Origin of the sequence: Streptomyces sp. NPDC021080 (assembly GCF_044333225.1) — a bacterium.
In the GTDB taxonomy this organism is placed as follows: Bacteria; Actinomycetota; Actinomycetes; order Streptomycetales; family Streptomycetaceae; genus Streptomyces.
The window spans coordinates 384,592-404,132 of sequence record NZ_JBIRQM010000002.1; the positions used below are offsets into that span (position 1 = coordinate 384,592).

A 19,541-nucleotide genomic window follows, 5' to 3' on the forward strand; every position below is an offset into this window, starting at 1 on the left:
GTGGGGCGCCCGGGGGACCGAACGGCGGGGACGGCTCTCCGACTCAACGCAGTACGGCTGCCGGCAGGTCGGCTCCCACTCCGCTCTCGTGGCCACGGTCGCCCACGGCCGGGAACGGGATGCCGCGCTCGCCGTCGGCCGCGCCCTGCGCAACGCCGGACTGGGTGCGGGCGGCCTCGTCGCCACCGCCTGCCTGACGGGCGGCACCGCGGCGTTGCAGGTGCCGGCGGCCGTCACCGGGCTCGCCTACCTCGTCGCGGCCGCGCCGGCGTGGTCGGTCCACCTGCACGCCGGTCCGGCCGCCGCCCCGGCCGGCGACGGGAACCCGGAGCCCGCTCCCCGGATGGGCGCGCCGCCGGCCGCCAACGTGGTCTACGTCTTCTGCCTCAACGTCCCTGAAACCGCGCTCCCCTGGTCCTGGTGACACAGTTGCACACGTCCCCGGTCTGGTCGGCCGCCGTCTTCGTGGCCGACACGGTGCTGGTGATCGCCCTGCAGGTTCCGGTCACGATGCTGCTGTCGCGGCTCCCCCGGCGGACGGTCCTGGCGCTCGCCGGCGCGGTGCTCACCCTGTCCTGCCTCGGTTTTCTCGCGGCGGGCTCCACAGGGTCCGGCTGGGGTGCCCCGGTGGCCGCCGCGGTGTCCGTGGTCTGCGCGGTCGGCGAGATCGTCCACGCCGGAAGCGCCACCGCGCTCGTCACCGCCCTGGCCCCGGCCCCCGTCCTCGGACGCGCCCTGGCCCGCTTCCAACTCTCGACGGGTTTCGGCCTCTCCGTCTCTCCCGCGGTCATCACCGCGCTCGCACCCCACGGCCCAGCCGCTCTCTGGGGGAGCCTCTCCGCCGCGACGCTGCTCGCCGCAACCGCCGTGGTCACCGAGAAGGACGGTGAAGCGGCGAGCCGCGGCCCCGTCGTGGCCGCGCGCGGGTGAACGCACTCCGCGATCAAGGACTGCTCCGAGTGGAGCCCATGGGTGGTGGACGTCTGTCCACACGCTCAGGCTGGCCCACGTGATGCCCGCCCGCAGCAGAGGCCGGCGGGCCGAGCCCGGGTGCCGCCGTAGCGGCGGCCGTGTGGCCGGGGACGTCAGAGAAACGGGATCGCATGAGGGAACAGGGCATCAGAACAGGCTGTCCGCCGCCCGTTCACGGGAACGGCGAAGGCCGGGGCAGCGGCAGCGGCAGCGGCAGCGGCAGCGGCAGCGGCAGCGGCAGCGGCAGCGGCAGCGGCAGCGGCAGCGGCAGCGGCAGCGGCAGTTGGAACGACGGCAACGGTGGTGGCGGCAGCGGCTGGAACGACGGAAGCGGCAGCGGTGGTGGCCGTCGCGAAGGCGACGCCCACCGGGGCCGCGCCGGGTCCGAACCGGCGCGGCCGCCGTCGCGGTCCGCGTGGCGGCGCTCCCGTGGGGCACGCACCCGGGTGGCTGTCGTCGCGGCGGGCGTGGCCGTCCTCGGCGCGCTGGCCCCGGCACCGGGTCACGCCGTGACCGGCCCCGTGAACGGGCCGCGGCCAGGGGCACCCGCACGGTTCGTGCCCGGTCCCTGCCCGAAGACGCCCGAACCGGTCCCGGGACGGTGCGGGTTCCTGGAGGTGCCCGAGAACCGCGCCCGTCACGGCGGACGGACGATCCGGCTGACCGTCGTCATCGTCCCGGCCGTCTCGGCGAGGCCCGAGGCGGACCCCGTGGTGTTCATGACCGGTGGCCCCGGCGCCGACGCGATCGACGACATTCCGTTCCTGATCGGTTCCGGCGTGAACAAGGACCGCGACCTGATCGTCATGGCTCAGCGCGGGACGCTCCACTCGCAGCCGAACCTCGCCTGCCCGGAGATCGACCGCTTCTACGCGCAGGCCGTCGGTCTGCGCTACGACGCGCCGTCGACCGGACGGCGCCTGGTGCGCGCGGCCGGGCAGTGCCGGAACCGTCTCACGGCCGGCGGTGTCGAGCTGAGCGCCTACAACACGACCGAGAACGCGGCGGACTTCGCCGATCTGCGCCGGGCGCTGGGCATCCGCCGGTGGAACGTGTACGGATACTCGTACGGCACCGACCTGGCCCTCACCTATCTGCGCCGTCACCCCCAGGGAACCCGCTCGGTCGCGATCGACTCCGTCGTACCTCCCCAGGTCGTCAGCCTGCCCTGGACCTGGGACAGCGCCCAGGAAGGCATCAACGCCGTCTTCGCCGCCTGCGCGGCCCAGCCCGCGTGCAAGGACCGCTACCCGAACCTCTCGCGCACGTTGACCCAGCAGATCCGGCGGCTCGAGGCGCACCCGTTGACGGTGATGGCGCAGCCGCCGTCCGGGGGAGCTCCGGTCAAGGTGGTCCTCGACGGGGGCGCCCTCGTCAACCTGCTCGTCGCCAACGCCGTACCGGCCGTCGACGTCCCCGCGGCGCTCGACGAACTCGCCCACGGGAATCCCGAGCGCTTCGCGCGGGCCCGCGCCGCCGGCGCCACGCCCGTCGTCGGCGAGTTCGCGCACGGGCTCACCCAATCGGTGGCCTGCAGCGAATGGGTCCCGGGCTACTCGCCGTCCGACCTGCTGGCGGCCGGGCGGCGGGCCTTCCCCGGGTGGCCCGACTCGGTCCTGGCCCAGGCACCGCAGCTCCCCTTCGAGAACGACGTGTGCCGCGTCTGGAACGTCCCGGACCGCACCCCGGTCCAGCGGGTGACGACCGTCAGCGACGTGCCGGCGCTCGTGCTCTCGGGCACCTTCGACGCCAAGACAGGGGCGCGCTGGGGCGCGTACGCGGCACGCACGCTGTTCCGCTCGACCACCGTGCTGATCCCCGGAATCGGCCACTGGGTGGTGCCTCAGTCGCCCTGCGCCCAGAGCGTCCTGGCCTCCTTCCTCTCCCGTCCGAACGCACCCGACACCGGCTGTGTGGCGGGCCTGACGCCGAAACCGTTCACGATCACTCCCGCTCTGGAGACCCCATGACGCCCCTCCGCCCGCCCCATGACCGGCGTACCGCGCGACGGCTCCCCGCCGCCCTCGCCGGAGCCACGGCCGGCCTCCTGTTCGCCGGTCTCACCGCGGCCCCGGCAGGAGCCGTTCCCGGCACGACGGCGCCACCGGGCACGACGGCCCGGACGGCCGGTCACTCCCGGTTCGTACCGGGCCCCTGTCCACGGACCGCGGACCCGGTCCCCGCGCTGGCGGGGGCCCGCTGCGGCACGCTCTCCGTACCCGAGAACCGCTCCCGCCCCCAGGGGCGGAAGATCACCCTCTCCGTCGCCGTCGTGCCGGCCGCCACCCGCAGACACGCGCCCGACCCGATCGTGTGGTTCGCGGGCGGGCCCGGCGACGACGCCGTCTCCGAGGCCCAGCTGGCGGTCGACGGCGGCCTGAACCACGACCGGGACGTCATCTTCATGTCCCAGCGCGGTACCTACTCCGCCGACCCGGTGCTCACCTGCCCGAACATCGACGAGTTCAACGCCCGTGCCGTCGGCCTCGTCTACGACGCCCCCTCCACCGGGCGTCTGCACGTACAGGCGACACGGGAGTGCCGCCGGCAACTGGTGCGGCGCACCGCCGACCTCGGCGCCTACAACACCACCGAGAGCGCCGCCGACTACGCCGACCTGCGCGTCGCCCTGGGCCTCCGGCGGTGGAACGTCTTCGGCATCTCGTACGGCACCGACCTGGCCCTCACCTACATGCGCACGCACCCGCAGGGCGTCCGGTCCGTCGGCATCGACGGTGTGCTGCCGCCGTCCCTGGCCGGGGGCGCCGTGACCTGGAAGGCGGCGCGCGAGGGCTTCGACGGCCTGTTCGCGGCCTGCGCGCAACAACCCGCGTGCAACCAGCGCTATCCCCATCTGTCACGCACCTTCGAACGCCTGGTGAGCAGACTCGAAGCCCATCCGGTCACCACCCACGTCACCCTCCCCGGGCAGCCCGGACCGGTGAAGGTCGTCATCGACGGCGGCGTGCTGGTCACGTGGCTGACCTCCGCCACCCACCTGGCGGCCGGAGTACCCCGCTCCATCGACGAGCTGGCCCACGGCAATCCGCAGCGCGTCGCCGAGCAGTGGGCCGGGGGCAAGCTCAGCCCGCAGGCCATCGGCCGGGTGGCGCACGGGCTCGCCTACGGCGTCTTCTGCGGCGAGTGGACACCGTACGAGACCGAGGCGCAGGTGCTCCGAGCGGGACGGCGGGTGTTCCCCACGTTCCCCCGCTCCGTTCTGGCCAGCGCCCCGCAGCTTCCCTTCCTCCACGACGACTGCCGTGCCTGGAACGTTCCCGCGCAACCGCGTTCCGTGCGCAGCGTGGTCCGCAGTGACATCCCCACGCTGGTCATGTCGGGCGGCTTCGACGCGCAGACCGCGCCGAGCAACGGGCCCTACGTGGCCCGTACCCTGAGCCGCGCCACCACCGTGACCGTCCCGTACGTCGCCCATGTCGCCTTCGCCGAATCACCCTGCGCGCAGACGATCACCCGGTCGTTCTTCGACACGCCGACGGCGGCGGACACGTCCTGCCTCGCGGGTCTTCAGCCCCCGCGGTTCGAGATCGCGCCGTAAGGACGACCCACCGCCGTCCGAGTGACCGGGGCGGGCGAGCAGCCGGGGGAACCGGCTCCCGCCCGCCCCGTTCCCCTGTCCGGGAAGCCCGCGGACCGGCCGGGCTGCGGTACTCGGCCGTCCCCACTGTCAGTGGGACGTGCGACAGTCGGACGATGATCGACATGGAACCCGGCCTCCTGGAAGGCCTGGACGAGGTGGACTGGGCCGAGCTGGGCCACGCGTACGGGAGGGCGGTGGACGTCCCCGGGCAGCTCACCGCGTTGTGCGGGCCGGACGCGACCGCCCGCGAGAGCGCCCTGATGTCGTTGTTCGGCAACATCTTCCACCAGGGCACCCGGTACTCCGCGTCCCCGTACGCCGTGCCCTTCCTGGCCCGTATCGCCCTGGCAGGCCCCCAGTCGATACGGGACGGGGTGCTGCGTCTGCTGACCAGGCTCGCGATCGACTGGCACGACGAATACGACCTTCCTCGCGGCATCGACATCAAGGCCTGGCGGGCAGCCGCGGCCGAACTGACCATGGACGAGGCACTGGCCTGGTACGACGAGCGGATCGCCGCCGAACCGGACAAGGAGAAGCGCGGCAGGCTCGGGGAGATCCGTGCGGAGTGGGCCGCCGGGCGGCTGATGGGCTCCCGGGAGAGCGCCCTGCGCTCCTACGACGCGGTCCGGGCCCAACTGCCCGCCCTGCTCCCGCTGCTGGACGATCCCGAGCCCGCTGTCCGGAGCGCGGCGGCCTACCTGACGGCCTGGTTTCCGGAGGAGGCGCCGGCCGTGCTGCCGTGCCTGCTCCATCGCCTGCGGGTCGAGGACTCGGTGGCCGTGAGGGCCACGGCGCTGGTGGCGGTCGGTCTGCTCGGCGACGCGGCTCTCGTGCCCCGGCTCAGCCCTGAGCTGGATGCCACGGAGCCTTTGATCCGCTGGGCGGCGGCCACCGCGCTGGCCCGGATCGGCAGCACCGACGGCACGGCAGGGCTCGGCCCCGATCTGGCACGGGCGGTGATCGGCGAACTCGCCGCCGCGGCGGTGAGGACCCCGGAGCCCGGCATCTACTACAACGAGGAGGACATCCCCGGTTACACCGGTCGCTCTCTTCTGGCGCTCGCCGATCACGACCGGGAGACGGTGATCGGTGGCGTGGCCGACTGTCTGGCGGGCATCCGTTCCCGTGACCATCTGGACGCGACCGCGAGGGACGCGCTGACCGTGTTCTTCGCCGGGCCTGCGCACGACGGGCGGCCTTGCTGCACCCCCCTCACCGAACTCACCGAGGGGCAGAGGCGTCTCCTCCGGGCATTGGTGAAGAACGGCCCCTGGGGCAGGTACGGGAAGCAGTTCGAGAAGTGCCTCACGGATCGGCGGCTTCCCGACACCCGTGCGGGCCTGCGCGTCTACGTGGGCCTTCCGGACGACGGCCTCGGCGGCACGGAGGACGAGGAGAACATCTGGGGCTGAACGGTGCCGAGGCGTCCAGACGGCGGGGACGGTCGGTGACGACCTGCCGGAAGCCGCTGGGCGCCTCGGTCATGTCCGTGCTCTCAGGTAATGATCCCGATGTCAGGCGCACCGGTTGACGTGGGCGAAGTCCACGACCACGCGCTCGGGACTGTGCAGCTTGGTGACCTTCCACGTGGGTTTGGTCTTGAACGCGGTTCCGAAGGACACGACGCCCTCGAAGTCACCGGTCAGGGCCAGGCCCTTCAGCTTGTACAGCGGGACCGTCGCCAGTCGGGGGCCGCTGTAGATCGACGTTCCCGCGCTGTTGTGAGCGACCGCGGGGGACAGCCTGATGGACAGGAAGTAGTTGCCCGCGAGCGGGACCTTCCGCCCCGAAGGATCGTAGTGAAGGGAGCTGACGCGGCTCACGCCGACGGACGGGGTACCGCCCTTGATGTCGATGACGAGCCGGTCGTAGGTGCAGTGTCCGCCCCACCGGGCGTTGACGACGCGTGCGGGCGACGTAGGCGTCGCGGCCGCCTTCGTCTGGGTGATCGCGGACGCGGGGATCGTGGCGCCGACGGCGGTGAGGACGAGGCCGGCGATGACGGCCGCGCGGGATGAGTGATGGTGCATGACGCCCCCAGAGGCTCCTGGTGAAGGGGACAGACTATTTCACTGGGGGAGACATGTCCGGGGTCCGAATGGTTGCAGTGCCGACGCCCTGTTGTGGCGCATTCACTCCGCAGGCCGGATCAGCCGTCGGCGGCGGTCGCACGCACGGCCGAGTGCACGACCAAGTGCACGACCGAATACACCGCCCGGCAAGGCGGCGGCTCGAAGTCCCACGTCGGCCGGGGCGCGGCGCCTCTCACCCGGAGTGAAGGATCCGAAAGCGGTCGGGCTCCGCCCGGTCCCGCTCCACGACCTGGACCGGCGCCCACGACCACTGCCAGACCCCGATGCCCGGCACATGGGAGAACCGGATCCGCCCGCGGGTCCCCTCGACGTCGACATCCGGCCAGGCCGCGGCGATGCGCTCCCGGTCCGCGCCCTGGCCGCGCAGGACATCGGCGAGGACGGTGACCGTGTCGTAGCCCTCGAAGGCGACGAAGGACGGCGCCTGTCCCAGCCGCTCGCGCAAGGCCCTCCCGACACGCGCCCCCAGGGGGCTCAGGTGTTCCGGCAGGTAGCGCAGGAACGGGACGGCGGCGCCGTCGTCGCCCGTCAGCTCGGCCCACTCGGCTAACTCCGGCTGCCCGGCCGGGGCCCCGATCATCATCCCGGGCAGGCGTTCGTCGCGGCGGACCGCCTCGACGATCGACACGGCGGGCTCGGGGTGGCCGACCAGGAGGAGGAGCGCCGTCACCTCGCGGGCGGCGAGTTCGTCGCACACGGCCGCGGGGGTCAGCGCGCGCATGCCGAGCTCGACGACGGTACCGCCGTGCGAGGCGAGGCGGTCCCGCAGGACCGCGGCCCCGGACGCCCAGTAGACGCTCGGATCGGCCGCCACGGCGATACGACGGTGCCCCGCGCCGAGAAGGAAGTCCGCGTAGATCCTCCAGCCGTGGGACTGCGCCGGGGCGATGCGCGCGACCCATCGCGTCGGCTGTTCCGTGAGCGTGTCGAGCACCGCCGACGAGCAGAGGAACGGAACACCGAGGGCGTCGGCCCTGGCGGCGACGGCGCGCGCCACGACGCTGTGGTACTCCCCCGCCAGAGCCGCCACGCCGAGCCGGGCCAGTTCGTCCACGGCCGCCGCGGCCTTCCGCGGATCGGCCGCGGTGTCCTTGACCACCAGCTCCAGCGGTCTTCCGGCGATCCCACCGGAGTCGTTGACTTCACGGACGGCCAGTTCGAGTCCGGCGAGCAGATGCCGGCCCGCCTCGGCCCAGCCGGGCCGGGTCAGGGGTGCGAGGGCGCCGATCCGGAGGGACGGCCCGTCCGCCGGTGCCCCCGTGGGCGGTGACGCGGGCGGCGGTGGTGGCGTCTGCATGCGTTGCTGTCTCCCGGGTGAACCGTGCGCCGGTCTTCATGGGCCCCGGGCCGGCCGTCGAAGACGGCCGGCCGCGGAGCGTCATGGCACGCTCCGCGACCGGACCCGGGTCGTTCCAGGAGACTAACTCGCCTCCTTCTCCTGGTAGGTGACGGTGATCGGAGTACGCACGCTGCTGCGCGGAAGCGTGATGGTCAGCGTCTTCGTGGTCGCGTCCCAGTGGTACGCCTGCGGGGACAGGCGCACGCCGGTCGCCGAGACCTCGGCAGGCGCGTGAGCGGCCATGAGCGCGATCGTCCACCGGCGGCTGTGCACCTGACCGGCGAAGGAGCCCCGCGCCGGACCGATCGACACCGTGTGACGCTGCCCCTTCTGCCGGTACCGGATCGTCGTCGTGGCGCTCCGGCCCTTGTGTCGGGTGGTTCCGTCGTCCTCGTAGAGACGGAACGACCCCGGCCGGCCGGCGGCGACGGTGAGCGTGACGTCGGTCAGCAGGTTCCCGTCGTTGCCGGTCACGTCGTGGGTGCGGGTGGGCAGGATGCCGCCCGCCTTGACGAAGACCGGCATCGAGTCCAGGCCGGTGGTCACGTCCCGGGTGCCCCCGCCGGTGTAGGTCTCGCCGGTGAAGTAGTTCGTCCACTGACCGGGCGGGAGCCACACCGAGGTGGTGGCGGAGGTGCCCGGCGTGGTCACGGGGGCGACCAGGATGTCGGAGCCGTAGAAGTACTCGCTGCCGGCGGCGGCGTACGCCTGGGGGTCGTCGGGGTACTCCAGGTAGGTGGGGCGGACGATGGGCACGCCGGTGCGGTTCGCCTCTTCGGCGAGCGTGTACGTGTAAGGCACCAGGTTCTCGCGGAGGTTGAGGAACTTGTCGGCCGACTGCCGTGCCGCGGAACCGTATTGCCAGGGCAGCCGGTCGCTGTGGTTGCTGTGCAGCCGGTCGACGGGCTGGAACGTGCCGAACTGGACCCAGCGGGCGTACAGGTCGTCGGGCAGTTTGTGCGTGGTGCGGCTCTGTCCGCCCTCGGTGTACTTCTCCGAACCGGTCAGCCCTGTCGTGTCGTTGTGTCCGCCGATGTCGTGGGTGATGGCCGCCATCCCGGTCGCGGCGGACTCCCCCGGCGTGTAGCCGACCTCCAGCTTCAACGCGCCCCAGGTCGAGGAGGTGTCGCCGGTGAAGTGGACGGTGCTGCGCTTGTCGGCCCACGGCCCGGTCGGCAGCCCCTGCTGGCCGCTGTACCCGGCCGCCTGCAACGAGCCGTACGCACGGGAGAGGACGAATCCGCGGCCGAGGTTCGCCGAACCGGCGGTGGCGTACTGCTGGTTGATCCACGCGTCGGGTGTGACGCCCCGCAGCGACGACTGCGAGCCGTCGCAGCACCAGTCGAGCCACCAGAAGTCGTTGCCCTGCCGGTCCATGGTCCGGTGCAGGTCCATGTACGCCTTGAGCTGGTCGGGGTCGCCGAAGTCGAAGGTGTAGCAGTTGTTCTCGACGGAGGCCCCCGACGCGCAGCCGCCCTTGGTCAGTTTGCCCTTGGCCGTGGCTTGCGCCTGGGCGAACTGGGGGTCCGACGCGAGGATGCTGGGGTGCACGTTGAGGGTGTTGTGCAGCCCTTGCGACTCGGACCAGTCGAAGAAGCCCTGGGGGTCGGGGAACTTCGTGGGATCCATCTCCCAACCGCTCCAGGTGTTCACGGCTTTGAAGTCCGTGTCGGTCACCAGGACGTCCAGCGGCGTGCCTTCGGAACGGAACGCCGGGAGGATCGTGTTCTCGTAGTCGGCCGCCGTGCGGTCGATGTACTCCGAGTACCAGACGCCGTAGGCCCATTGCGGCAGCAGTGCGGGCGGGCCGGTCAGCGTGGCCAGGTCGGTGAGTCCCCGCTTGTAGTCGTGCCCGTAGCCGAACACGTAGCCGTCCTGGTAGGGCGTGCCGCCGTGGTCGGGGCGAGGGGTCGCCGTGTGCGCCGTGGGGTCGTACACCGCCGACGACGTGTCGTCGAGGAGGTACCAGCCGTCCTGGTTGAGCAGGCCGGGTGTGGTGGGGACGGAGCTCTCGTTGCCGGTCACGCCGTCGAGGCCGCGGCGGTATCCGCCGAGCGCGAGGTGCGGCGGGGGCGCGGCCGCGTCGGGGGCGGCCACGGAGACGGTGTCCGCGTTGATGTGGCAGCTCGCCGTACCGGGACAGCCGAGGGTGATGTCGTTCGTGCCCGTGGTCAGGGTGACGGGCAGCGAGGCCGTCTGCCAGTCGTCCCAGTCCTTCGTCGGGGGGAACGACAGGGTGCTGTCGGTGCCGGCGGCGGAGACGGTGGCGGTGCGCTGTTGGTGGAGGCCGTCGCCGCCGGTGCCGTTGGCGTACCGCACCCGCAGGGTGTAGACGCCGTCGGCGGGCACGCCGACCACGTGGGTCGTCAGACTCGATCCCTGGTGGAGGTCACCGACGAAGCCGCTGCCCGCGTATCCCTTGTGGTCGGTGGCGGCGACCGCCGTACCGCCGATGCGTCCGGCTTCCGCCTCGCAGCTCACGGCGTACGCGCAGTCCGTGATCGCGGTGCTGGAGACGGGCGGGTAGGGGTCGCCGGGCCGGACGAGGGCGACGCTGTCGACGTTGACGTCACCGGAGTCCGAGGCGGTCCGGGTGAGGGCGACGGTGTGGTGGCCCGCGCCGAGCGTGAGGCTCGCCGACGTGACGTTCCAGGTGTCCCAGTTCGCCGTGACCGGCAGGGACAGCGTCTGCCGCGCGCCGCCGTCCACGGTGAGCGTCAGCGTGCGGGTGCGGGTCTGGCCGTCCCCGCCGCGGGAGTTGGCGTACCGCAGGTCGAACCGGTAGGTCCCGCCGTCTTTGACATCGATGTCAGCGGCTGCCGAGCTGCCGGTGCCCTCGAATCCCGCGGCGAATCCGCTCCCGGTGTGGCCGGCGTGGTCGGCGGCGACGGAAGGCCCGTCGAGACGCAGGCTCTCGGCCTCGCACAGTGTGCCGAGCGCGCAGGTCAGACGCTGCCAGGGAGCGGCGGTCACGGGAGTGGCGCCCGCCGTCGACCGCAGGGAGAGGTTCCGGGCGTCGAAGGGACCCGATCCGACTTTGTAGCGCAGGCTCATCGCGCTCGTCCTGATGGTGAGCCAGCCGTCGGACGTCGTGGCACTGTACGGGGCCGGTTCGAACCCGTCGCGGCCGATGGCGTTGAAGGTCGGATCGTCGGTGAACGTGCCGTCGCCCGCGTATTCGGTGCGGATGAGCGTGGGCGAGAGGATCTCGAAGCGGGCGTCGCCCGAGGAGACGGCCGGAATGCGCTGACCGCGCGCACCACCGGCCGGCGGTGAGCCGGCACCGGTCAGGGTCGTGGTGGCGGCCACGGCGAGGACGGCGGCGACGCTCGCCTGCCGTCGTGCGGACCTCAGCCGTCGTCTCTTCGACGCCTCGGACACCTTGGACGTTCTTGACGCGGTCGTCATACGCAACATCCGTTCTGCTCTCAGCAGGGAGGAGCGCCCCCTGTGCCGGACGAGACCCGGAGTTGCCTTGCCGCTCGCGGGCAGTGTTCGGGCTGCGGCATCCTCCGGCGGTGCGGCGGTGCAGGATGGAACGGGTCCTCGGCCCGCGGCCGAGGAGATCAACCCTGGGAATCAGAGCATGTCGACTCTCACGGTGTCCATATGGCCGACCTCGGCTTTCCGCGGTCGACAGCGTTGGCATAAGGCCCCGCGTCAGGGCTTTCGGGCGCTCACGGTGCCGGGGTGCGGCGCGCGTGGGCCCAGGCCAGTTGCTCCGCTGCGCTGTTCAGCAGGGTGTCGAGGACGACCGGGTAGGCGCTGTGGGTCATCCGTCCGGCCAGGAGCTGCGCGGTGGCCGCGATGTGCGGGTGGGTGTCGGCGGGCAGTTCGGCGTACGTGGACCGCCACATCTCCTCGTCCGCCGCGCGGGCCTCGTCCGTCAGCGCCAGCGACCCGGCGTCCAGGGCCGCGAAGGCCAGGGTGAGGTCGATGAACGCGTGGTAGACGACGACCGCGTCCGCGTCCGGGAAGCCCGCGCCGCGCAGGATGCCGAGGATCGTCTCGTCCACCGCGATCTCCCGCGGCCGGCCGGTGACCCGGCTGGCGGTCAGCACGGCGGCCTGCGGGTGGGCGAGATAGGAGGCGTGAATGGCCCGGCCGAGCGCCCGCAGGTCGGAGCGCCACTCCCCCGTCGCCGTCCAGGTGTCCAGCGCCCGGCCCATCAGCTCCTCGCCGATGGCCCTGGTCAGATCGTCCAGTCCGGCGAAGTACCGGTAGAGGGTGCTGGGGTCGGCACCGAGGGCGGTGCCCAGCCTGCGTGCCGTCAGTCCGGCGCTGCCGTGCTCGCGCAGCATCCGCAACGCCGTCCGCACGATCAGTTTCTCGGACAGCACCGTGCCCTGCCGCGTCGGCCGGCGCCTGCGCCGTTCCGTCTCCGGCACCACCTGCTTCGCCATGCCGACCCTCCTTGCTCCCCGCGCGCCGCCGGGCCTTATGCCAACATGATTGACCTTAACCGAGGACATCCCGTTGCATCTGTCCGGCCGGGAGGCACCCGTCTCCGGCGACGAAAGGTGTGTGACATGCGAGTACTTCTCGTGGGCGCGGGCGGCGTGGGCACTGCCGTCACCCGGATCGCGGCCCGGCGCGACTTCCTGACCCACATGGTCGTCGCGGACTACGACCTCGCCCGCGCCGAGGCGGCCGTCGTGGCGCTGAAGGAACACGGGGACCGGTTCAGCGCGATGCGCCTGGACGCCTCCGACGAGGACGCGGTACGCCGCGCCCTCACCGAGGAGAGGTGCGACGCGCTCCTCAACGCGACGGATCCGCGGTTCGTGATGCCGCTGTTCGACGCGGCCCGCGCCGCGGGCACCCACTACCTCGACATGGCGATGTCGCTCTCCGCTCCGCACCCCACCCATCCCCACGAGCGCTGCGGTGTGAAGCTCGGCGACGCCCAGTTCGAACAGGCCGACGCCTGGGAGAACTCCGGACGGCTGGCCCTGGTCGGCATGGGGGTGGAGCCGGGCCTGTCGGACGTCTTCGCCCGGTACGCGGCCGACGAACTCTTCGACGAGATCGAGGAGATCGGTGTCCGCGACGGCGCGAACCTGACGGTCGAGGGCTACGACTTCGCCCCGTCCTTCAGCATCTGGACGACCATCGAGGAGTGCCTCAATCCCCCGGTGGTCTACGAGAAGGACCGCGGCTGGTTCACCACCGCCCCCTTCAGCGAGCCGGAGGTCTTCGACTTCCCCGAGGGCATCGGCCCGGTGGAGTGCGTCAACGTCGAGCACGAGGAGGTGCTGCTCGTCCCCCGCTGGGTCGACGCCCGCCGGGTGACGTTCAAGTACGGCCTCGGCGACGACTTCATCGCCAAGCTGAAGACCCTCCACGAGCTGGGCCTGGACTCCACGAAGAAGGTCACCGTCCCTTCGGGGAACGGACCCGTCGAGGTCTCCCCGCGTGACGTGGTCGCCGCGTGTCTGCCCGACCCGGCCACCCTGGGCGACCGCATGACCGGCAAGACCTGCGCGGGAACCTGGGTCAAGGGGACCAAGGACGGCTCGGCGCGCGAGGTGTACCTCTACCACGTGGTCGACAACCAGTGGTCGATGCGCGAGTACGGCTCCCAGGCGGTGGTGTGGCAGACGGCGGTGAACCCCGTCGTAGCCCTCGAACTCATCGCGGGCGGAGCCTGGTCGGCGAGCGGCGTCCTCGGCCCGGAGGCCCTGCCGCCCCGCCCCTTCCTCGACCTGCTCGTCGAGTACGGGTCCCCCTGGGGCCTGCGCGAGGAGGGCTGACGCATCGGGCGTGGCCCACGGCACACGGCGAGGACGTCGTCACCGGTGGAAGGTGCGGTAAGAAGTCTGTTGTGCACGATCAGACCCGACCCGCGACCATACGCGTGTTCATCGCCCTCGCCCCGCCCGACCAGGCCAAGGATGAGCTGGCCAGGGAGCTGCGCCCCGCCTACGGCACGCATCCTGACCTGCGGTGGAACCGTATCGAGGACTGGCACATCACCCTCGCGTTCCTGGGGGAGCTGCCGGTCGAAACGGTTCCTCTGCTGCGTCCGCCGCTCGCCGCCCTCGCGGCGGCCCGCCAGCCCCCGTCCCTGGCACTGCGCGGCAGCGGTCACTTCGACGACCGGGTGCTGTGGAGCGGCGTCGACGGAGACCTGGACGAGCTGCACACACTGGCCGGGGATGTCCGTACCACCGTCAAGGACTGCGGGATCGTCCTCGAGGAGCGGCCCTTCCGCCCCCACCTGACGCTGGCCCGCGCCCGCAGAGGGGACCGGTCCTCGGCACACGAGATCGCCCGGGGGCTCGCCGGGTTCACCGGCCTCCGGTGGCCCGCCGAGCGGCTGCATCTGGTCGGCAGCAACGTCGGCCGCAGCAGCGGCCCGATCCATTACCGCGACATCGAGGCGTGGCCCCTCGGCGACGGGAACCCCGCCGGTTCCTGAGTCTCCGGCCGGGGCCCGTGCCCCCGCGTGCGGCCCGGACGGCCCCGGGCGGCTTCTTCGGCGTCCGGACGCCTCACTCGTCGGAGTCCGGCTTGTTCCGCGCCGCCGCGTAGGCCTGCTCCGGTGTCATGGGGACTCCATTGAGGCTGACCGTCTTGTAGGGGCTGACGTTGGCGCATTTCTTGGCCTCGGCGGTGGAGGCGTGGGCGTCGGCGACCGCGGTCTTGCTGTCGTCCGAGCCGGACGACGATCCGCCGGGGTAGGTGGTGCCGCTGGGCCAGTCGCTGCCGACCACCAGGACCAGACCCGGGCTCGTGCCCTGCTTCAGGTGCGAGGCGGACAGCCCGAGGGCCTTGGCGGCCGTCTGGGCCTCGCCCTTCTCCCCGGTTCCGTAGGTGAGGGTCGTGGTGGTGGCCGAGACCGGGGCGTTGGCCGTCGTCGTCCTCGGGCTGAAGCCGTTCCCGGTGAGCGCGTTCGCGACGACCGAGGCGCGGCCGGTGATCCCGGTGCCGTTCTCCACGGTCACGGCGACCTGCGAGGCGGGTACGGCCGAGGCGCCGGGCTTCTTGGTCGCGGACGCCGCCGCGGACTTCTTGCCCGATCCGGTGGTCAGCGACTTGTCGTCGGCGATCGTCGCGAACAGGCTCTTCGCGCCCGCGCCCACCACGACACGGTTCTTGTCGACCGGGTCGGGCGCCGTCTGCATCGTCGTGAAGGTCATCCGCTTCGTCGGAACCTTGTCCAGGTCCGATGCGAGTCCGATCAGCTTCTTCACGGTGCCCAGGCCCTCGTCCACGGTCAGCGCCTTCGTGGCGGCGTCCGCCAGGTGGTACACGGCGCTGGGGTCGGTGAGCGTGCCGGCGCTCTTGAACTTGCGGATCATCGCGCTGAGGAAGATGTGCTGGGAGACGGTACGGCCCAGGTCGCTGCCGTCGCCGAAGCCGTGCCGGGAGCGGACGAACTCCAGCGCCGCGACGCCCTTGAGGGTGTGGCTGCCCTTGGACAGCTTCAGGTGCGAGTAGGTGTCGTACACGTCGTTGTCGACGCACACGTCGACGCCGCCGACGGCGTCGGACATCTTGACCACGCCGGAGAAGTCGAGCTTGACGAAGTGGCTGATCGGGATGCCGGTGAGCTGGTGAACGGTCGCCACCTGGCAGGCCGGACCGTACTGCAGCGCGCTGTTGATCTGGCCGTAGTAACCGGCGGTCGACCGTCCGGTCTCGCTGTCCTTGCAGGCCGGGACACGGGTCATGGTGTCACGCGGGATGCTCATCACAGTGGCGTTGGAGCGGTCGGCGGACACGTGCACCACCATCTGCACGTCGGCGTTGCTGCCGGTCTGCACCCCGGTCCGGGCGCAGCCGCCGCCGAGCTTGCAGTCGGTCTTGCTCGTGCGGCCGTCCGAGCCCATGACAAGGATGTCGATCGGGGTGCGGCCGAAGGCGTCCGCCTTCTCCGTGCCGCCCTTGCCGTCCAGCGGAAGGGTGTCGATGTTGCCGTTCAGGTGCTCGTAGAACCACCAGCCGACACCCGCCGTGCCCAGCACCAGGAGTGCGAGACACATTCCGGCGATCCGCAGGACCCGCCTGCCGCGTCCCCCCCGGCGTCCCCGTCTGCCGCCGTGCGAGCGGGAGCCCGCTCTGGACGCGGACCGGCCCCCCGGGAGGAGAGTTCCGTCCGTTTCCGGCGCGCGTTGTCCGGGAACCCGGGACGTCCGACTGCGTGTGGTCTGGCCACCCGGGGCGTCCCAGGGGTCGCTCATCTCCCACTCCCATGAACTGTCGGGCCCGTCGGGCCCGGTCCGTCAGGGCTACGGCCGGGCGGGTGCTGCTGTGGTGTACGGGCGAATGAAGCGGGCATCTACGTGAGTTGCACAGTTGCGCAATCTAACAAATCGATGACTCGAGCAGCAGGGCCCCTCCCCCATTCACAGGTGAGGCATCTCACGGAACGGATGGAACACGGGGTGGAACCGGTGGGGCACGTGGTGGAACCGTCTCCTGAAGAGACGTTCGATCGCGCCACTCAGTTCCACCGCCCCTCGGGACATGGCCGTACGGCGCCCTTGTCACCCGCCGCGCGGGCCCCCTTCTCCTCCCCCGGTCCCGCCCCGCCACGCCGGCGGCGGAAACGGCTCCCGGCCGCCAGGAGCCCTCCGGCGTAGAGGAACAGGACGGCACCGAGCAGCGGGTAGTACACGGCCGGCAGGGCGGTGAGTCCGAGCACCGGCCCCAGCGGTGAGGCGGGCAGCGCCAGTCCGGCGGCGGCCAGGGCGACGGCGGCCCACGCGACCGGGCTCGGCCGGCGGGATCCCGCGACACGGCGGCCGACGCTCACCATCACCATCACCGCGGCCTGGGTGAGCAGGTTCTCGGTGAACCAGCCCGAGTGGAACACCGCCTCGTCGTCCCCGGTCCCGGGCCCGTGCAGGGCGAGCGCCAGGATGCCGAAGGTGGCCAGGTCGGCGACGGCGTTGAGGACCCCGAACCCGGTGATGAAGCGCAGGAGCCTTTGTGGGTCCAGCACGGTGGGGCGGTCCGGCACACGGGGGTGCGGGCGGTCGTGGGCGAAGGCGAGCTGGGCCGCGTCGAAGCACAGGTTCTGTGTCAGGACCTGTGCCGGGAGCATCGGCAGGAAGGGCAGCAGGAGTCCGGCGGAGAGCATCGCGAGGACGTTGCCGAGGTTGGACGACAGGGTGATCCGCAGATACGTGGCGATGTTGCCGCCCGCCTGCCGGCCCGCGTCGACCGCGTGGGCGACGGCGGCGAGGTCCTTCTCGGCGAGCACCACGTCGGCGGCGTCCCGGACGACGTCGGCGGCATCGCGCGGGGCGATGCCGACGTCGGCGGCGCGCAGGGCGGGCAGGTCGTTGACGCCGTCGCCGAGGAAACCGACCGTGTGCCCGGCGCGCCGCAGGGCCTCGGTGATCCGGGCCTTGTGTTCCGGGGTGCAGCGCGCGAAGACGGTCGTACGGGCTGCCGCCTCGGCGAGTTCGGTGCCGGTGAGGGCATCGACGTCCCCGGCGGTGAGCACGGCGTCCTCGGCGACCGGGACGCCCAGGTCCAGGCAGGCGCGGACAGCCGTCCCCGGGTGGTCACCGGTGAGGACCTTCACCGCGATGCCCCGGTCGGTGAGGGCCTTGAGGACGTCGGCGGCGGTGGGCGCGAGCGCGTCCCGCAGGGTGATCACGCCCCGGAAGGTGAGGCCGCGCGCGTCGGCCGGTGTGTACGCGCGTCCGTGGGCGACACGTTCCGCGGTGGCGACGGCCAGGACGCGCGCCCCGCTGTCGGCCTGCCGTGCGGCGAGGGCGAGCAGCCGTTCCCGCTCGTCGTCCGCGAGGGCGCAGCGCTCCAGGACCGAGGAGACGTCTCCCTTGACGACCAGGGTGTGGCCGCCGAGTCGACCGGGGGTCCGGACCACCGCGGTGGCATGGCGCCGGTCCGGGGCGAAGGGCACGGAGGCGACGCCGTCGTACGCCGTCAGCTCGTCCTCGTCGACCGCGTCGAGGATCGCCCCGTCGAGGGCGTCGGGCTGGGGCAGGTCGCCGAGCTGGAGCGTCCACCACGCGTTCACGGCGGCCCAGCGCAGGACCGCGGGATCGTCCCGGCCGTCCGGGCCGAGGGCGCGGTCGGCGACCGGCCGGTCCTCGGTGAGGGTGCCGGTCTTGTCGAGGCACAGGACGTCGACCGCGCCGACATCGTGCAGGGCGGGCAGCCGCCTGACGATGACACCGTGCGCGCGGGCGAGCGGCGCGGCCCCGCGGGCCAGGCAGAGGGTGACGAGGACCGGCAGCATCTCCGGGGTGAGCCCGACGGCCACCGCCACCGCGAACGGCAGCGTCTCCAGGCCGCGTCCGCGCAGGGCCGTGTTCGCCATCAGGACCAGCGGCGGAGTCAGCAGCATGAACCGGATCAGGATCCAGGAGATGCCGTGGACGGAACGGTCGAAGGCGCTCGCCCGAGGCGGCAGCGACGTGCGGTCGTGGGCCCGGGCGAACCGGGTCCGCGCGCCGGTCGCGGTGACGACCGCCGTGGCGCTGCCGGAGACGACGCCGCTGCCCTGGAAACACAGCTGCGGCTGCTCGAAGGGCCCGCCACGGGCCGGCCGGGCCAGGTCGTCGGCGGTTTTCACGACGGGTTCCGCTTCGCCGGTCAGCACGGCTTGATGGACGGTCAGGCCGACGGCTCGCAGCAGCCGGACATCCGCCGGCACCAGGTCGCCGGGGCCCAGCCGGATCACGTCGCCGGGTACCAGGTCGGTCACAGGTATCTCGCGGACCGACGGAACAGCTTCCTCGTCGATCCGCCGGAGAACGGTGGCGGTCGTGGCGACGAGCTCGCGCAGAGCGGCCGTGGACCGGTCGGCCCGGTACTCCCCCGAGGCGCGCAGGGCGCAGCTCACGGCGACGAGCAGGAGGATCACCGAGGTGGTGCCCCAGGCGAGGACGGCCGCCGAGACCAGGCCGAGGCAGGCGAGAACCGCGGTGAACGGGTCCCGCAGGCTGCGGACGAACAGGCGTGGCCAGGAGGCTTCGCGCCGGGCGGGGCCGCTGTTCCCGCCCGGCCGGACCGTACGCTCCGAGGCCTCGGCCTCGGTCAGGCCGCGCGGGCCGCTGCCGAGCCCGCGCAGCACCTCCAGAACGGTGGGCGCGGCATGTCCCGGTGGAACCTCCTCGAGATGCGCGCTGCCCGGTGGAGCGGGCGTCCCACTGCCCTGGTTCCGGACCGTGCCGGCCTCAGCCACCGGTCCGGTGCGCTTCGCGCGGGGGCGCGAGGGCGGGCCGCGAGCGAGCGGTGAGCTGTCCGACCATCACCCGCACCACGGTGACGATGTCGGGGTCGTCGACGTAGTAGACCTGTCGTCGGCCCTCGCGGCGGGAACGCACGAGTCCGGCGAGCTTCAGTTTGGCCAGATGCTGGCTGACGGCCGGCAGCGCGCCGCCGACCCGGTCGGCGAGATGTGTGACGTCGCACTCGCCCTGCGACAGCGCCCACATCAGGTGCAGCCGGGCCGAGGAGGCGAGCAGCCCGAACGCGGCGGCGGCCTCGGCGAGAACCTCGGCGGACGGGTCCTCGAAACCACCGGTGTTCCCGGTCACAGCCTTCTCCC

12 protein-coding genes and 1 pseudogene are annotated in these 19,541 nt (G+C 72.3%); 6 read left to right on the forward strand and 7 right to left on the reverse strand.

Features of this window, described 5'->3' with window-relative positions; translation table 11 throughout:
• Window positions 1-73 precede the first annotated feature (73 nt).
• The 4 genes and pseudogenes from ACH4S8_RS05765 to ACH4S8_RS05780 form a co-directional block, all read left to right on the forward strand.
• Window positions 74-930 (forward strand): annotated as a pseudogene (locus ACH4S8_RS05765) (MFS transporter); the annotation flags it as partial.
• Between the two features lie 173 nt (window positions 931-1,103).
• Window positions 1,104-2,942: an alpha/beta fold hydrolase gene (locus ACH4S8_RS05770; protein ID WP_398391236.1), complete on the forward strand. Its 1,839-nt coding sequence runs from the start codon at window positions 1,104-1,106 to the stop codon at window positions 2,940-2,942.
• Entirely contained in the window at window positions 2,939-4,531 is a 1,593-nt protein-coding gene (locus ACH4S8_RS05775; RefSeq protein ID WP_398391238.1) for an alpha/beta fold hydrolase, read from the forward strand. The genes ACH4S8_RS05770 and ACH4S8_RS05775 overlap by 4 nt, the downstream gene beginning before the upstream one ends.
• 155 nt (window positions 4,532-4,686) lie before the next feature.
• On the forward strand, window positions 4,687-5,988 hold the full coding sequence (locus tag ACH4S8_RS05780; RefSeq protein WP_398391240.1) for a HEAT repeat domain-containing protein: 1,302 nt from the start codon (window positions 4,687-4,689) through the stop codon (window positions 5,986-5,988).
• A 102-nt stretch (window positions 5,989-6,090) separates the two neighbouring features.
• Here the strand turns inward: ACH4S8_RS05780 and ACH4S8_RS05785 are convergent, their stop codons facing one another.
• From ACH4S8_RS05785 to ACH4S8_RS05800, 4 genes are all read right to left on the reverse strand, one after another.
• The gene (locus tag ACH4S8_RS05785) at window positions 6,091-6,606 is read right to left on the reverse strand and encodes a hypothetical protein (RefSeq protein ID WP_398391242.1); all 516 of its coding nucleotides are present in this window, start codon (window positions 6,604-6,606) and stop codon (window positions 6,091-6,093) included.
• 235 nt (window positions 6,607-6,841) lie between these two features.
• The gene (locus ACH4S8_RS05790; RefSeq protein ID WP_398391244.1) at window positions 6,842-7,966 is read right to left on the reverse strand and encodes an ABC transporter substrate-binding protein; all 1,125 of its coding nucleotides are present in this window, start codon (window positions 7,964-7,966) and stop codon (window positions 6,842-6,844) included.
• 123 nt (window positions 7,967-8,089) lie between these two features.
• Window positions 8,090-11,416 (reverse strand): TIM-barrel domain-containing protein, encoded by a 3,327-nt coding sequence (locus ACH4S8_RS05795; protein WP_398391246.1) that lies wholly within the window; start codon window positions 11,414-11,416, stop codon window positions 8,090-8,092.
• 269 nt (window positions 11,417-11,685) lie between these two features.
• The gene (locus ACH4S8_RS05800; protein ID WP_398391248.1) at window positions 11,686-12,411 is read right to left on the reverse strand and encodes a TetR/AcrR family transcriptional regulator; all 726 of its coding nucleotides are present in this window, start codon (window positions 12,409-12,411) and stop codon (window positions 11,686-11,688) included.
• A 126-nt stretch (window positions 12,412-12,537) separates the two neighbouring features.
• On the opposite strand from ACH4S8_RS05800, the gene ACH4S8_RS05805 reads away from it, so the two are divergent.
• The gene (locus ACH4S8_RS05805; RefSeq protein ID WP_398391249.1) at window positions 12,538-13,761 is read left to right on the forward strand and encodes a saccharopine dehydrogenase family protein; all 1,224 of its coding nucleotides are present in this window, start codon (window positions 12,538-12,540) and stop codon (window positions 13,759-13,761) included.
• Between the two features lie 71 nt (window positions 13,762-13,832).
• On the forward strand, window positions 13,833-14,429 hold the full coding sequence (gene thpR, locus ACH4S8_RS05810) for an RNA 2',3'-cyclic phosphodiesterase (RefSeq protein ID WP_398391251.1): 597 nt from the start codon (window positions 13,833-13,835) through the stop codon (window positions 14,427-14,429).
• Between the two features lie 73 nt (window positions 14,430-14,502).
• Here the strand turns inward: thpR and ACH4S8_RS05815 are convergent, their stop codons facing one another.
• From ACH4S8_RS05815 to ACH4S8_RS05825, 3 genes are all read right to left on the reverse strand, one after another.
• A complete protein-coding gene (locus tag ACH4S8_RS05815) occupies window positions 14,503-16,194 on the reverse strand; it encodes an LCP family protein (protein ID WP_398391252.1) in 1,692 nt (563 codons plus the stop codon).
• Between the two features lie 263 nt (window positions 16,195-16,457).
• Window positions 16,458-19,175, reverse strand: coding sequence for a magnesium-translocating P-type ATPase (gene mgtA / locus ACH4S8_RS05820; RefSeq protein WP_398391254.1), 2,718 nt, complete (start codon window positions 19,173-19,175; stop codon window positions 16,458-16,460).
• Complete coding sequence (locus ACH4S8_RS05825; RefSeq protein ID WP_398391256.1) at window positions 19,168-19,530, reverse strand: ArsR/SmtB family transcription factor; 363 nt, start codon at window positions 19,528-19,530, stop codon at window positions 19,168-19,170. The genes mgtA and ACH4S8_RS05825 overlap by 8 nt, the downstream gene beginning before the upstream one ends.
• Window positions 19,531-19,541: the final 11 nt, after the last annotated feature.